Annotated in this window: 14 protein-coding genes; 9 read left to right on the top strand and 5 right to left on the bottom strand. The window is 69.0% G+C overall.

Annotation, left to right across the window (positions count from 1 at the left end; genetic code table 11):
* Positions 1–209 precede the first annotated feature (209 nt).
* Entirely contained in the window at positions 210–2,774 is a 2,565-nt protein-coding gene (locus ACWCPY_RS06450; RefSeq protein ID WP_451263206.1) for an FHA domain-containing protein, read from the top strand.
* 96 nt (positions 2,775–2,870) lie between these two features.
* Here the strand turns inward: ACWCPY_RS06450 and ACWCPY_RS06445 are convergent, their stop codons facing one another.
* On the bottom strand, positions 2,871–3,635 hold the full coding sequence (locus ACWCPY_RS06445) for a transglycosylase SLT domain-containing protein (RefSeq protein WP_451263205.1): 765 nt from the start codon (positions 3,633–3,635) through the stop codon (positions 2,871–2,873).
* A 441-nt stretch (positions 3,636–4,076) separates the two neighbouring features.
* Between ACWCPY_RS06445 and ACWCPY_RS06440 the strand changes: the two genes are divergently transcribed.
* Genes ACWCPY_RS06440 through ACWCPY_RS06430 form a run of 3 tightly spaced genes read left to right on the top strand, consistent with a single transcriptional unit; the run spans position 4,077 to position 6,096 of the window.
* A complete protein-coding gene (locus ACWCPY_RS06440; protein WP_451263204.1) occupies positions 4,077–5,222 on the top strand; it encodes a GAF domain-containing sensor histidine kinase in 1,146 nt (381 codons plus the stop codon).
* The gene (locus tag ACWCPY_RS06435; protein ID WP_451263203.1) at positions 5,215–5,859 is read left to right on the top strand and encodes a response regulator; all 645 of its coding nucleotides are present in this window, start codon (positions 5,215–5,217) and stop codon (positions 5,857–5,859) included. The genes ACWCPY_RS06440 and ACWCPY_RS06435 overlap by 8 nt, the downstream gene beginning before the upstream one ends.
* A 54-nt stretch (positions 5,860–5,913) precedes the next feature.
* Positions 5,914–6,096, top strand: coding sequence for a chaplin family protein (locus ACWCPY_RS06430; protein ID WP_451263202.1), 183 nt, complete (start codon positions 5,914–5,916; stop codon positions 6,094–6,096).
* Between the two features lie 113 nt (positions 6,097–6,209).
* On the opposite strand, the gene ACWCPY_RS06425 is transcribed toward ACWCPY_RS06430, so the two are convergent.
* Complete coding sequence (locus ACWCPY_RS06425) at positions 6,210–6,995, bottom strand: hypothetical protein (RefSeq protein ID WP_451263201.1); 786 nt, start codon at positions 6,993–6,995, stop codon at positions 6,210–6,212.
* Positions 6,996–7,137: 142 nt separating this feature from the next.
* Here ACWCPY_RS06425 and ACWCPY_RS06420 point away from each other — a divergent pair, with 142 nt between their 5' ends.
* From ACWCPY_RS06420 to ACWCPY_RS06405, 4 genes are all read left to right on the top strand, one after another.
* Positions 7,138–7,935, top strand: a complete 798-nt coding sequence (locus tag ACWCPY_RS06420) for an ABC transporter ATP-binding protein (RefSeq protein WP_451263200.1) — start codon at positions 7,138–7,140, stop codon at positions 7,933–7,935.
* A 99-nt stretch (positions 7,936–8,034) separates the two neighbouring features.
* The gene (locus ACWCPY_RS06415; protein WP_362443037.1) at positions 8,035–8,463 is read left to right on the top strand and encodes an NfeD family protein; all 429 of its coding nucleotides are present in this window, start codon (positions 8,035–8,037) and stop codon (positions 8,461–8,463) included.
* A 147-nt stretch (positions 8,464–8,610) separates the two neighbouring features.
* Entirely contained in the window at positions 8,611–9,540 is a 930-nt protein-coding gene (locus tag ACWCPY_RS06410) for an SPFH domain-containing protein (protein WP_072482952.1), read from the top strand.
* Positions 9,541–9,601: 61 nt separating this feature from the next.
* The gene (locus ACWCPY_RS06405; RefSeq protein ID WP_451263199.1) at positions 9,602–10,369 is read left to right on the top strand and encodes a sulfite exporter TauE/SafE family protein; all 768 of its coding nucleotides are present in this window, start codon (positions 9,602–9,604) and stop codon (positions 10,367–10,369) included.
* A 60-nt stretch (positions 10,370–10,429) separates the two neighbouring features.
* On the opposite strand, the gene ACWCPY_RS06400 is transcribed toward ACWCPY_RS06405, so the two are convergent.
* From ACWCPY_RS06400 to ACWCPY_RS06390, 3 genes are all read right to left on the bottom strand, one after another.
* Positions 10,430–10,936, bottom strand: a complete 507-nt coding sequence (locus ACWCPY_RS06400) for an HNH endonuclease (protein ID WP_072482951.1) — start codon at positions 10,934–10,936, stop codon at positions 10,430–10,432.
* Positions 10,937–11,103: 167 nt separating this feature from the next.
* The gene (locus tag ACWCPY_RS06395; RefSeq protein ID WP_451263198.1) at positions 11,104–11,634 is read right to left on the bottom strand and encodes a YbhB/YbcL family Raf kinase inhibitor-like protein; all 531 of its coding nucleotides are present in this window, start codon (positions 11,632–11,634) and stop codon (positions 11,104–11,106) included.
* Positions 11,635–11,686: 52 nt separating this feature from the next.
* Positions 11,687–12,469: a sporulation protein gene (locus ACWCPY_RS06390; protein ID WP_403771246.1), complete on the bottom strand. Its 783-nt coding sequence runs from the start codon at positions 12,467–12,469 to the stop codon at positions 11,687–11,689.
* Between the two features lie 73 nt (positions 12,470–12,542).
* On the opposite strand from ACWCPY_RS06390, the gene ACWCPY_RS06385 reads away from it, so the two are divergent.
* Positions 12,543–13,184 carry a DNA-3-methyladenine glycosylase gene (locus tag ACWCPY_RS06385; protein WP_451263197.1) on the top strand — a complete coding sequence of 214 codons (642 nt, stop codon included), beginning with the start codon at positions 12,543–12,545 and terminating at the stop codon, positions 13,182–13,184.
* Positions 13,185–13,646 lie beyond the last annotated feature (462 nt).

The raw sequence follows: 13,646 nt of genomic DNA, 5'->3' as shown, positions 1-13,646 counted from the left end.
CGGATATTCCTTTTGCTGGTGGTTCGTGATTACTCGGGGTGCTTACCGCGTACTGCTCCCTTTATTCGTGTCGGCACCGTAACGATGCTGGTCCAGGTAGGGACTTCACCCCGCCCGACTTTCGTATCCGGGACCGGTCCTGGAATAGTTCCTCACGATGTTCAGCATCCCTAGGCCCCCTGCGACGGGGGCGACTCGGGGGACAACTAGTGGGGCGCGGAGTGCCGGAACTCGTACTGGAATTGAATGGAAGGACCTGGACGCTCGATCCGTCCAGGTCGTACACCCTCGGGCGCGATCCGCAGGGCGACCTGACGATCGATGACGCCAGGGTGTCGTGGCGGCATGCCACGATCAGCTGGGATGGCCGGAGTTGGTCCATCGAGGACCACGGCAGCACCAACGGCACCTATATGCAGGGCAGCCGGATCCAGCGGCTGGAGATCGGCCCCGGCTCCGTTGTGCACCTGGGCAACGCCACCGACGGCCCGCGGCTGAGTCTCACCGCCGCGGCGGGAGCCGGTGTGTACAGCGGGCAGGGCGCGGGTGCCCAGCAGGCCCCCGCCCCACAGCCCCAGCAGGGCTGGCCCGGCGGGCAGGGTCCCGCTCCTCAGCAGCCGCAGCAGGGCTGGCCGCAGCAGGCGCCCCAGGGCGTGCCGCCGCAGCAGCCCGTACAGCCACAGGTCCCGCAGCAGCAGGGCATGGCGAGGACTCCCGGCGCGGGCGGTCCCGGCGGGGCCGCGGGGGCCCCGCCGGTGTACGGCGACCGCAGCCCGACCACGTTCCACCAGCTGGCCCTCGACCGCGTCATGCGCATCGGTCGTGCGCTGGAGAACGAACTGGTCGTCTCCGACCTCCAGGTCTCGCGCCACCACGCCGAATTCCACGCGACCCCCGACGGCCGCTTCCAGATCCGTGACCTCGGATCCCACAACGGCACGTACGTCAACGGTCAGCCGCTCTCCAAGTCCGGCGCCGCGTTCATCGGCCCCAACGACATCGTCGGTGTCGGCCACTCGACCTTCCGCCTGGTCGGCGACCGGCTGGAAGAGTTCGTCGACACCGGTGAGGTCTCCTTCTCGGCCCGTCACCTCACGGTGACGGTCGACGGCGGGAAGCAGATCCTCAAGGACGTCTCCTTCGGCGTCCCGGAGAAGTCGCTCGTCGCGGTCATCGGCCCGTCGGGATCCGGCAAGTCCACCCTGCTCAAGGCGCTCACCGGCTACCGGCCCGCCAACCAGGGCGACGTCCTCTACGACAACCGGAACCTGTACAAGCAGTTCGCCGAGCTGCGCCAGCGCATCGGTCTGGTCCCGCAGGACGACATCCTGCACAAGGAACTCACCGTCACCAAGGCGCTCAAGTACGCGGCCAAGCTCCGCTTCCCCGCGGACACCACCGAGGCCGAGCGCCAGGCCCGGATCCACGAAGTCCTCGCCGAGCTCAAGCTCGACATCCACAAGGACAAGAAGGTCACCTCGCTCTCCGGCGGTCAGCGCAAGCGCGTCTCCGTCGCCCTGGAGCTGCTCACCAAGCCGTCGCTGATCTTCCTGGACGAGCCGACCTCCGGCCTCGACCCGGGCATGGACCGCGATGTCATGCAGCTGCTGCGCGGACTGGCCGACGACGGCCGCACCGTCCTGGTCGTCACGCACTCGGTCGCCGAGCTGGCGATCTGCGACAAGCTGCTCGTCATGGCGCCGGGCGGTTCCGTCGCCTACTTCGGCCCGCCGGAGGAAGCGCTCAACTTCTTCGGCTACACCACCTGGGCCGATGTCTTCTCCGCGTTCGAGAACTACCGCGACTACGACTGGGCGGGCCGCTGGCGCGGTTCGCAGCACTACCAGATGTACGCCGCGGACATCGACGCCGTCGCCGCGCAGTCCGTACACATGCCGCCCCCGCAGCAGATGCGCCCGCCGAAGCCGCAGAGCTGGTCGGCCCAGCTGTGGACGCTGATGCGCCGCTACGTCTCGGTGATCGCGTCCGACAAGGGCTTCATGGGCCTGATGGTGATCCTGCCCGCCGTGCTCGGCATCGTCAGCGTGGTGATCCCGGCCAAGTTCGGCCTGGCCCCGCCGGACCCGCCGTCCCGGTTCAACAGCGCCGCCGGAACGATCATGCTGATCCTCGCGGTCGGCATGTGCTTCTCCGGCGCGGCCAACTCCGTACGAGAACTGATCAAGGAACGCGTCATCTACGAACGGGAACGGGCCACCGGTCTGTCCCGCTCCGCCTATCTGATGTCCAAGGTGATCGTCCTCGGCGTGATCACCGCCATCCAGGGCGTCATCATCTGCGGCATCGGCTTCGCCACCCGCGAGCTGCCGGCCGAGGGCCTGGTCATGCCGCCGGCCGTCGAGATCTGCCTGACGATCATCGCGCTCGGCTTCACCTCGATGATGTTCGGCCTGGTGATCTCCTCGCTGGTGAAGACCGCCGAGAAGACCATGCCGCTGCTGGTCATGTTCGCGATCGTCCAGGTCGTCTTCACGGGCATTCTCTTCCAGGTGTACGGATCGCCCGGCCTGGAGCAGTTCGCCTGGCTGATGCCGTCCCGCTGGGCCATCGCCGGAGCGGGCGCGACGCTGGACCTCTCGCACCTCATGGCGCCCTGGGACCCGAAGAACCCGACCGATCTGGACCCGCTGTGGGAGCACTCGGCCGGCCAGTGGGGGATCAACATCTCGGTACTGCTGCTGCTCGGGATCATCTGCGGCATCGTGGTCTCGCGACTGCTGCGCCGCCACGAGCCGGAGGTCATGCGCAAGTAGGCGCGGAGACCGGCACCGGACGCCGAAGGGCGGCACCCCGCGCGGGGTGCCGCCCTTCGGCGTGTGCGGATACCGTCCGGCGAACCGCGGCGCCGGTCAGTACGCGCTGTTGACGTTGTCCATCGAGCCGTACTTGTCGGCCGCGTAGTTGGCCGCGGCCGTGATGTTGGCGACCGGGTCGTAGATGTTCCACGAGGTGCCGGGGACGTGGTACGCGTTGAACGTCGGCTGGATGACCTGGAGCAGGCCGCAGGACGGGGTGCCGTTCTGGGCGTTGATGTCCCAGCCGTTGACCGCGTTCGGGTTGCCGGTCGACTCGCGCATGATGTTGCGGTGCAGACCGTCGTACGAGCCGGGGATGCCGTGGGCCCGCATGATGTCCAGGGACTGGCGGATCCAGCCGTCCAGGTTGTTGGCGTAGACCGGCGTACGGACCTCGGAGCGGCTGGCGGCCTGCGTCTCGGCGCGCTTCGCAGCGACGGCCTCGGCCTTCGCCCGGGCGGCGGCCCTGGCCTTCGCGGCGGCCTCGGCCTTGACCCTGGCGGCCTCGTCGGCCTTGGCCTTCGCGGCGGCGGCCTGCTTGGCCCTGGCGAGGTCTGCGGCCTTCACCAGCTTCTCGGCGGTGGAGTGCTGCTCGATGATGCTGGCCTGCACGGCCTTGGCCTGCGGAGTTCCGGCGACCGACGTGAAGACCACGGGCTCGGCGGACACGGGGGTCGCGGCCTCGGGCTTGGGGTCGGCGTTGGCGGGGACGAGCGAGAACGAGAGCGCGGCGACAGCCATGGCGGAGATGCCCGCGACGGAGAGCTTCTGGGTCTTGTTCAGACGACGACGACGGCCGGGGATGCTGGACATGGACATGCAGGCATACCTCTTCGAATCGCGGGAGTCCTCACGGAGGACGAAGACGGGAAGCGTCGTTCTCGCAACTCCGTCGGGGACGAGTGCAATTCTTAGCGCCAGCAAAATCTGGTGGCAAAGGTGTGACGTACGAACTCGGGTAGTGGATCCGGGCCCCGCTCGAACGGGTCGGGCCGCGCTCATAACCACTGATGTGGCACTTACGTGTCCACTAGTGGGCTTCGTAAGTGACGTGGGTCCTATGCGCGGCCTCACATCGAGCGGGTAACAACCTCACCAACCGTTGCTCCAGCAATCCGGAGTGTCAGATTTCGTTTGAATGAAGCCCGTGGCGCGGCCTCCGCTCCTGCTCTGCACGGCAGTCGGCCTAGTCCCTGCGCCCTAATCCGCAGCCGTCCACAGGCCGATACGGCGTTCGAACCCCGCCGGTACGGTGAGGCCATGAGCCATCGCCCACCGTCGGGTCTCGCAGCCGTGAGCGCCGCGCTGCTCGCCATGAGCCGGCATCTCGAAGTACGCGACGTCCTGAAGACGATCGTCGCCTCGGCCCGCGAACTGCTGGACGCCGAGTACGCCGCCCTGGGCGTTCCCGACGACCACGGAGGCTTCGCCCAGTTCGTCGTCGACGGAGTCAGCGACGAGCAGTGGAAGGCCATCGGCCCGCTGCCCAGACAGCACGGCATCCTCGCCGCGATGCTCCACGAGGCCAGGCCCGAGCGCCTCGCCGATGTCCGCAAGGACCCCCGCTTCGAGGGCTGGCCCGCCGCCCACCCCGACATGTCCGACTTCCTCGGCCTGCCCATCAGGGACGGCGAGGAGATCATCGGCGCGCTCTTCCTCGCCAACAAGCGCTGCCCCAAACCCGAGGGCAGCTGCGGCTTCACCGCCGAGGACGAGGAACTGCTGGCCATCCTCGCCCAGCACGCGGCGATCGCCCTCACCAACGCCCGCCTCTACGAACGGAGCCGGGAACTCACCATCGCCGAGGAGCGCTCCCGGCTCGCCCACGAGCTGCACGACGCGGTCAGCCAGAAGCTCTTCTCGCTGCGGCTGACGGCCCAGGCCGCCACCACCCTGGTGGACCGCGACCCGGCCCGCGCCAAGGGCGAGCTCCAGCAGGTCGCCGCGCTCGCCGCGGAAGCCGTGGACGAACTGCGCGCCGCCGTCGTCGAGCTGCGCCCCGCGGCGCTCGACGAGGACGGCCTCATCGCCACCCTCCGCACCCAGATCCAGGTCCTGGACCGGGCCCACACGGCCCGGGTCACCTTCGAGAGCCTCGGCATCAGGGCCCTGCCCGCCGCCCAGGAGGAGGCACTGCTCCGGGTCTCCCAGGAGGCCCTGCACAACGCACTGCGCCACTCCGGGGCGGAGCACGTCGGTGTCACCCTGGCCCGGCACGGCAGCGGCACACTGCTGCGGATCACCGACGACGGCAGCGGCTTCGAACCCGCGGCGACCCGGCAGGCGGGCCGGCATCTGGGCCTGGTCTCCATGCGGGACCGCGCGAACGGCGTCGGCGGCAGGCTCACCGTTGAATCGGCGCCCGGCAAGGGCACCACGATCGAGATGGAGGTACCCGGTGGCTGACAGGATCATCAGGGTGCTGCTGGTCGACGACCACCAGGTGGTCCGCCGCGGTCTGCGTACGTTCCTGGAGGTCCAGGACGACATAGAGGTGGTCGGCGAGGCGGCCGACGGCGCCGAGGGGGTCGCCAGGACGGAGGAGCTCCGACCCGACGTCGTCCTGATGGACATCAAGATGCCCGGCACCGACGGCATCGAGGCCCTGCGCAGGCTCCGCGAGCTGGAGAACCCCGCCAAGGTCCTCATCGTCACCAGCTTCACCGAGCAGCGCACCGTGGTCCCCGCCCTGCGCGCCGGAGCCTCCGGCTACGTGTACAAGGACGTCGACCCGGACGCCCTGGCCGGTGCCATCCGTTCGGTGTACGCGGGCCACGTCCTGCTCCAGCCGGAGGTCGCGGGAGCCCTGCTGGCCCAGGAGGACCCGGGCAGCGGTACGGGCCGGGGGAGCACGCTCACCGAACGGGAGCGGGAGGTGCTGGGCCTGATCGCCGACGGCCGTTCCAACCGCGAGATCGCGCGGGCGCTGGTCCTCTCCGAGAAGACCGTCAAGACACACGTCTCGAACATCCTGATGAAGCTGGACCTCTCGGACCGGACCCAGGCGGCACTCTGGGCCGTCCGGCACGGGGCGGCGAGCTGACCGGCAAGGAAGCGGACCGCCTTCCCCCGGAATGAGATTCAGACTGCCGGGTGGATGCCACCCGGGCGGCGCAAGCTGTTCGGGCCCGGGGCGTGCGGCAACGTCATCCGGGTCCCGGTTCACGTCCCGGTGAACACGGTCGACATGACCTGCCTGCTCGACCCGGCCTCCGGCAACGCTGGCCGGAACGGCCGGCCGACCCCGCAACGGCCCCGGCCCCGACACCGCACCCGCTGACCGGACCCATGGTCATACGTCGCCGGACGAGGCACACCCCGCCCGTCCGGCGACCCCCGGGCCCGCCCGGCCGGGGATCAGGCCCTGTCCGACCCCGATCCGCCGGGCAGGCCCTACCGCTCCCGCTCACGCTCCTCCACATACGCGTTGTACGCGGCGACCTGCGCCCGCCGGGCCACCCGCTCCACCGGCCGCAGCGCCTCGCCCCGCGCCGCGATCTCCGAGGCGCTCACCGCTCCGCCGTGCCCGTTCTCGTACGCCACCGAGATCAGCAGCCCCACCCGCTGCGCCAGCTCCAGCACCCGCACCGCCCGCGGCGGATACCCCGGAGCCAGCACCTCGCGCCCGCGCTCCGCCCGTGCCCGGTACGCGTCCACCGCCGCCTCGGCCACCGGCCCCGAACCCGCCACGTCCAACCGCGACAGCACCGCCGTCGCGTCCCGCAGACCCTCGGCGAGCTCCCGCTCCGCCTCGCTCAGCGACGGCACATCGGCCGGCGGCGCCTCCCGTACCGGCAGACAACGCCACACCACCTCGACGTGCAGATCCCCCTCCGGCCCCGCCTCACGCACCTCGGGAACCAGCCCGTACGGCGCGCCGTGGGCCACCACCGCCTCCTCGGCCTCCAGCGCCCGCGCGTTGAACTCCGGCGGACCGCTCAGCCCCAGGGGATGCCCCGGAGCCGGCAGCGCGACCCGGAAACCCGTCACCCCCAGACCCCGCAACCGTCCGAGCGCCAGCGTGAGCCCGACCGGCCCCGCCTCGCCCGGCAATCCCTCGACGCGGTGCACCGCGTCCTCCCCGACAATGGCGAGCGCCGCCTCGTCCGGCGACACCAGTCCCGCCAGAAGCGCGTTTCCCCAAGCGGCCAGCAGCCCTGAGCGTGGTTCCGAAAGCATGGGAACAGCCTAGGGAACCGGCCCGGGGCCCGTCGTCACGCGGGCCCAGCGCCGGGAGCACTCGTACGGTGGCGTAGATTTCCCTGGGAGCTGTGCCCACAGGCACCGACGATCTCGACACTGCATGGGGAGACAACGCGCCATGAGCGATGTACTGGAGCTGGTGGACGTATCCGTGGTCCGCGACGGACGCGCTCTGGTGGACGACGTCTCCTGGTCGGTCAAGGAGGGGGAGCGCTGGGTCATCCTCGGACCGAACGGCGCCGGCAAGACCACCCTCCTCAACATCGCGTCCAGCTACCTCTTCCCCAGCACCGGCACCGCCAAGGTCCTCGGCGAGCGGCTCGGCGGCGTCGGCACCGATGTCTTCGAGCTCCGCCCCCGCATCGGCATCGCGGGCGTCGCCATGGCCGAGAAGCTGCCCAGGCGCCAGACCGTGCTGCAGACGGTGCTCACCGCCGCGTACGGCATGACCGCCACCTGGCACGAGAACTACGAGGCCGTCGACGAGGAGCGCGCCCGCGCCTTCCTCGACCGTCTGGGCATGACCGAGTACCTCGACCGCAAGTTCGGCACCCTGTCCGAGGGCGAGCGCAAGCGCACCCTGATCGCCCGCGCCATGATGACCGACCCCGAACTGCTGCTCCTCGACGAGCCGGCCGCGGGACTCGACCTCGGCGGCCGCGAGGACCTGGTGCGCCGCCTCGGCCGGCTGGCCCGCGACCCGTACGCCCCCTCCATGATCATGGTCACCCACCATGTCGAGGAGATCGCCCCCGGTTTCACCCACGTCCTGATGATCCGCCAGGGCAAGGTGCTCGCCGCCGGGCCCATGGAGACCGAACTCACCTCCCGCAACCTCTCCCTCTGCTTCGGACTGCCGCTCGTCGTCGAGCACGCCGGCGACCGCTACACGGCCCACGGACTGCCGCTCTCCTAGGCACGGCCGGCGACAGCCTCCGGGCCCGCAGGGCCCAGCGGGCACAGTGGCGCGCTTGCGCCCTGTCCGCGAAGGCGTTCGCGGTTCTACCATGACCACGTGGACATCGACGCGTGGGTGTGGTGGCTGATCGGCGCGGTGGGACTGGGCATCCCCCTCGTCATGACCGCGATGCCCGAGTTCGGCATGTTCGCCGTCGGAGCGGTCGCCGCGGCAGTGGTCGCGGCACTCGGCGGCGGCATCGTGGCCCAGGTGCTGGTATTCGTCGTGGTCTCCGTGGCGCTCATCGCCGTGGTCCGCCCGATCGCCGCCAGACACCGCACCGACCGTCCCCAACTCGCCACCGGCATCGATGCGCTGAAGGGCCGTCAGGCCGTCGTCCTGGAACGGGTGGACGGCAGCGGCGGCCGGATCAAACTGGCCGGGGAGGTCTGGTCCGCCCGCGCGCTCGACGAGGGCCAGAGCTTCGATCCGGGCCAACAGGTCGATGTCGTCGACATCGACGGAGCTACGGCAGTCGTCATGTGACCGAACCACCCACAAGGCAGCGCGCGTTCTGTCAGACTCGATGTCGATCATCATGAGATCGGGGGCCGGCGCAGCGTCCGGCTCCTCCCGCGAACTCGACCTCGATCATCGCGATCCGTCGGCAACCGAAGGGCAACGAGGAACACGATGCAACCGATCATCATCGTCCTGATCATTCTGGTGGTGCTCGTCTTCATCGCCCTGATCAAGACGATCCAGGTCATCCCGCAGGCCAGCGCCGCCATCGTGGAACGCTTCGGCCGCTACACCCGCACGCTCAACGCAGGCCTGAACATCGTCGTTCCATTCATCGACTCCATCCGCAACCGCATCGACCTCCGTGAACAGGTCGTGCCGTTCCCGCCCCAGCCGGTGATCACCCAGGACAACCTGGTCGTCAACATCGACACCGTCATCTACTACCAGGTGACCGACGCCAGGGCCGCGACGTACGAGGTCGCCAGCTACATCCAGGCGATCGAGCAGCTCACCGTCACCACCCTCCGCAACATCATCGGTGGCATGGACCTGGAGCGGACCCTGACCTCCCGCGAGGAGATCAACGCGGCCCTGCGCGGAGTCCTCGACGAGGCCACCGGCAAGTGGGGCATCCGCGTCAACCGCGTCGAGCTCAAGGCGATCGAGCCGCCCACCTCCATCCAGGACTCGATGGAGAAGCAGATGCGCGCCGACCGTGACAAGCGCGCCGCGATCCTCCAGGCCGAAGGAACGCGCCAGTCCGCGATCCTCACCGCGGAGGGCGAGAAGCAGTCCGCGATCCTGCGCGCCGAGGGTGAGGCCAAGGCATCGGCCCTGCGCGCCGAGGGTGAGGCCCAGGCGATCCGTACGGTCTTCGAGTCCATCCACGCCGGAGACCCGGACCAGAAGCTCCTCTCGTACCAGTACCTCCAGATGCTTCCGAAGATCGCCGAGGGCGACGCCAACAAGCTCTGGATCGTGCCCAGCGAGATCGGCGATGCCCTCAAGGGCCTCAGCGGCGCCTTCGGCAACCTCGGCAACGGCGCCCCGGGCTTCGACACGGGCAAGGAGCGCCGGGAGCAACCCCCGGTCGAATGACGCGTACACGCCCCGTGCATGATCGGTGCACCAAGCACCGATCACGCACGGGGGTTTCGCCATGAACATCTGGGAGATGCTCGCCGTCTTCGCGGCGGGCATCAGCGCCGGCACGATCAACACGATCGTCGGCTCGGGGACGCTGATCACCTTCCCCGTGCTCCTCGCCACCGGCCTGCCCCCGGTCACGGCCACCGTCTCCAACGGCCTCGGCCTGATCCCCGGCTCGGTCAGCGGCGCCATCGGCTACCGCAAGGAACTCGAAGGACAGGGCCGCCGCGTCCTCAAGCTCTCCGTCGGCGCCCTCGTCGGTGGCCTCACCGGCGCCACCCTCCTGCTGGCCCTGCCCTCCACGGCCTTCGAGACCATCGTGCCGATTCTGGTGGCCCTGGCCCTGGTCCTGGTCATCCTGCAACCACGCATCAGCAAAGCGGTCCAGCGCCGACGTGAACACAGCGGCACTCCCACCCGCTCCGACGGCGGCCCGCTGCTGTTCGTCGGACTGATGCTCGCCAGCGTCTACGGCGGCTACTTCACCGCCGCCCAGGGGATCATCTACCTCTCCTTGATGGGCATGCTGCTCGACGACACCATGCAGCGCCTCAACGCCGTCAAGAACGTGCTGGCCGCCGTCGTCAACAGCGTCGCCGCGCTCTTCTTCCTCTTCGTCGCGGACTTCGACTGGACGGCCGTCGTGCTCATCGCGGTGGGCTCCGCGCTGGGCGGCCAGATAGGCGCCAGGATCGGCCGCCGCCTCAGCCCCGTGGTCCTGCGCGTCCTCATCGTCGCGGTCGGCACGGCCGCCATCGTCCAGCTGGTGCTCCGCTGACACACGGAAGCCCGTCTCCCCCAAAGACGGGCTTCCCTCACGACGAAATGCGTAGGCCGACTACGCCGCGGCACTCTCCAGCCACTCCGGCAGCTCCGAACGCTCACCGGCTCCCAGGGCCAGCAGCATCGCCTGCGCGGGAGACGGCACGAACGGCTGACGCAGCAGTGGCATCCCCGCCTGCTCCGGCGTCCGGGCCGCCTTGCGGTGATTGTCCTCGGCACAGGACGCCACCGTGTTGAGCCAGGTGTCCTGACCCCCCTGGGCGCGCGGCACGACATGGTCGACGGTGCTCGCCCGCCGCCCGCAGTACGCGCACCGGTGCTGGTCCCGTATCAGCACCCCCCTGCGGGACCACGGGGCATGTCTTCGGAACGGCACCCGTACGTACCGGCAGAGCCTGATCACCCGGGGCACCGGAATGTCCACGGCGGCGCCACGCATACGGAGATCGGGATGCGACTGCTCGACGACGGCCTTGTCCTGCAGAATCAGCACCACCGCACGGTTCAGCGTCACCGTCGACAGCGGCTCGAAGCTCGCGTTCAGTACCAGCGTGTCCCGCATCCCGCCCACCTCCCGTGTGCCGCCCGCCCCCTGGCAGGCCCGGATCAACTCTGGCCGGGCGGGCCGTGATGGACAACGCAATAAAAATGCCCTGCCCTGATCTCTCCAAGACCAGGGCAGGGCAAACAGCGGGGGAACTCTCGGCTCGGCGGGATTCCCGGACGGGCCTAGGCGGGACCCGTGTACTCACCGATCAGCTGAGCACGGCCCAGCGTGTGGAACCGCAGATTGAACCCCACGACTGCGGGCGACGCATCGCTGTCGACACCCAGTTTCTCGGTGTCCACCGCGTAGACGGTGAACACATAGCGGTGGTTCTCCCCGGCCGGCGGCGCGGCACCGCCGAACTCCTTCGACCCGTAGTCGTTACGGACCTGTACGGCACCGGCGGGCAGCCCCTCGAACCTCCCGCTGCCCGCACCGGCCGGCAGCTCCGTGACCGACGCCGGGATGTCGAAGACCACCCAGTGCCAGAATCCGCTGCCGGTGGGGGCATCGGGGTCGAAGCAGGTCACCGCGAAACTCTTGGTCTGCGCCGGAAAGCCTTCCCACCGCAGCTGCGGCGAGGTGTTCCCGGCCGCGAACACCTGAGCGTCCGCCAGCACGGCGCCGGGAGCGAGATCCTCGCTCACCACCGTGAACGACGGCACCTCCGGGTGGAAGTCGTGCGGCAGCGGCGCCCTCTTCGGCTCGGTCACGTCAGCACCTCTCCTGATCGCTGTACTGCAGTGGGCAGGTCTCCCACCGACCCTAGAGCCAGTTGCGCTGACCGCCGACCTGGGCCAGCCACTGATTGAGGTACGCCGCCCAGTCGGTCCCCTGGAAGTCGTTCAGCCCGACCTTGAAGGCGCGGTACGAGTCGCTGCCCTCGCTGAAGAGCCCGGCCTTCTTGTCCATCTCCAGGACGACATCCATCTCACGGTCGTCCGCGACGAACGTCAGCTCCACCTGGTTGAGACCGCGGTACTGCTGAGGCGGGAAGAACTCGATCTCCTGGTAGAACGGCAGCCGCTGACGCGTACCGCGGATGTGACCGCGCTCCATGTCCGCGCTGCGGAAGCCGAAGCCGAGCTGCCCGAAGGCGTCCAGGATGGCTTGCTGCGCCGGCAGCGGGTGCACATTGATGGGGTCCAGGTCGCCCGAGTCCAGCGCCCGCGCGATCTCCAGCTCCGTGGTCACGCCGATGTTCATGCCGTGCAGGTGCTGACCGGCGAACATCGTTATCGGCGTCTCCCACGGAATTTCGAGCCCGAAGGGAACGACATGCACGGCACCGGCCCGCACCTCGAACGCGCCACCGAGCCGCAGCTTGGTGAACTCGATGTCCTGCTTGGTCTCCGTGTCCTGGCCCTCGACCTCGACGCGGGCCTGCAGCCCCACGGAGAGTCCCTCGATCTGCTGATCCACGGACCCGCCCTGGATCCGCACCTCACCCTGGACGACCCCGCCCGGTACGACGTTGAGCTCGGAGAGCTCGGTCTCCACCGAGGCGCCGCCGGCGCCCAGACTCGCGAGCAGCCGCTTGAAGCCCATGTTTACTCCTCCTTGGTCCTGACCCCTACATACGCGCCACGACCGTAGTCGGTTCCCGGTACCCTCGACCGCCATGATCGAGGGCTTGGACCGTACGCCGCTGACACGCGAATTCTTCGACCGCCCCGTACTGGACGTGGCACCCGACCTCCTGGGCCGGATCCTGGTACGCGCCACACCGGACGGGCCCATCGAGCTCCGCCTCACCGAGGTGGAGGCGTACGCCGGTGAGATCGATCCCGGATCGCACGCGTTCAGAGGCCGCACCGCGCGCAACAGCGTCATGTTCGGACCGCCCGGCCACGCGTACGTGTACTTCACCTACGGGATGTGGCACTGCCTCAACCTGGTGTGCGGCCCCGAGGGCAGGGCCGGCGGGGTTCTGCTCCGCGCCGGCGACATCCAGGTCGGCGCCGAACTCACACGAGAACGTCGGAACTCGGCCCGCAACGACAAGGAACTGGCCAAAGGTCCGGCCCGCCTGGCCACCGCCCTCGATGTCGACCGAGCACTGAACGGCACCGACGCCATCGCCCACCCCGGCGCCCCGCTGTCCGTGCTGCACGGCACCCCGCCACCACGCGACCAGGTACGCAACGGCCCGCGCACCGGAGTGGGCGGCGACGGAGCCACGCACCCCTGGCGTTTCTGGATCGACGGGGACCCCACGGTGAGCCCCTACAGGGCCCATGTTCCACGCCGCCGCGCAATTTGACTCGCCGTTGAGGGCCGCCTAATGTAGTCCGAGCCGCTTGAGACGGGCACTGCTGTCGGTACGGTCCATCGGACCTCATCCGAGCATCCCGGAGCGACCAACCACTACCTACGAATCACCCTGGCGGGTGCGAATTCGGCATGCCGTAATTCAATCCCCTCGACTCGATTATGAGTCGCCAAGAGAATCGGCTAATGTGGTGGACACGCCGAAAGGCAAGGCCAATCCAAAGGCCACCGGAATTCAAATTCGGACCGGAAACGGAACGAAAAAGAGTCTGGTAAGGTTGGAACCGCCGGAAAGGGAAACGCGAAAGCGAAGAACTGGAAAGCGCAGTAAGAATTCTCCTGCTCCGCAGGGGGCCCGCTTCGACCGGGAATCGGACACGAAAGAGTCTGATAGAGTCGGAAACGCAAGACCGAAGGGAAAAGCCCGGAGGAAAGCCCGAGAGGGTGAGTACAA

This window comes from Streptomyces sp. NPDC002403 (assembly GCF_053593015.1).
The sequence above is the reverse complement of the archived record's forward strand: the minus strand, read 5'-3'. Positions and strand labels throughout refer to the sequence as shown.

Bases quoted from the DNA above. Each gene is read 5' to 3' on its own strand.
- ACWCPY_RS06420 (WP_451263200.1), top strand. From the start codon at position 7,138: ATGAGCGATGTACTGGAGCTGGTGGACGTATCCGTGGTCCGCGACGGA.
- ACWCPY_RS06385 (WP_451263197.1), top strand. From the start codon at position 12,543: ATGATCGAGGGCTTGGACCGTACGCCGCTGACACGCGAATTCTTCGAC.
- ACWCPY_RS06440 (WP_451263204.1), top strand. From the start codon at position 4,077: ATGAGCCATCGCCCACCGTCGGGTCTCGCAGCCGTGAGCGCCGCGCTG.
- ACWCPY_RS06445 (WP_451263205.1), bottom strand. From the start codon at position 3,635: ATGTCCATGTCCAGCATCCCCGGCCGTCGTCGTCGTCTGAACAAGACC.
- ACWCPY_RS06425 (WP_451263201.1), bottom strand. From the start codon at position 6,995: ATGCTTTCGGAACCACGCTCAGGGCTGCTGGCCGCTTGGGGAAACGCG.
- ACWCPY_RS06390 (WP_403771246.1), bottom strand. From the start codon at position 12,469: ATGGGCTTCAAGCGGCTGCTCGCGAGTCTGGGCGCCGGCGGCGCCTCG.
- ACWCPY_RS06405 (WP_451263199.1), top strand. From the start codon at position 9,602: ATGAACATCTGGGAGATGCTCGCCGTCTTCGCGGCGGGCATCAGCGCC.
- ACWCPY_RS06400 (WP_072482951.1), bottom strand. From the start codon at position 10,936: ATGCGGGACACGCTGGTACTGAACGCGAGCTTCGAGCCGCTGTCGACG.
- ACWCPY_RS06410 (WP_072482952.1), top strand. From the start codon at position 8,611: ATGCAACCGATCATCATCGTCCTGATCATTCTGGTGGTGCTCGTCTTC.
- ACWCPY_RS06430 (WP_451263202.1), top strand. From the start codon at position 5,914: ATGCCACCCGGGCGGCGCAAGCTGTTCGGGCCCGGGGCGTGCGGCAAC.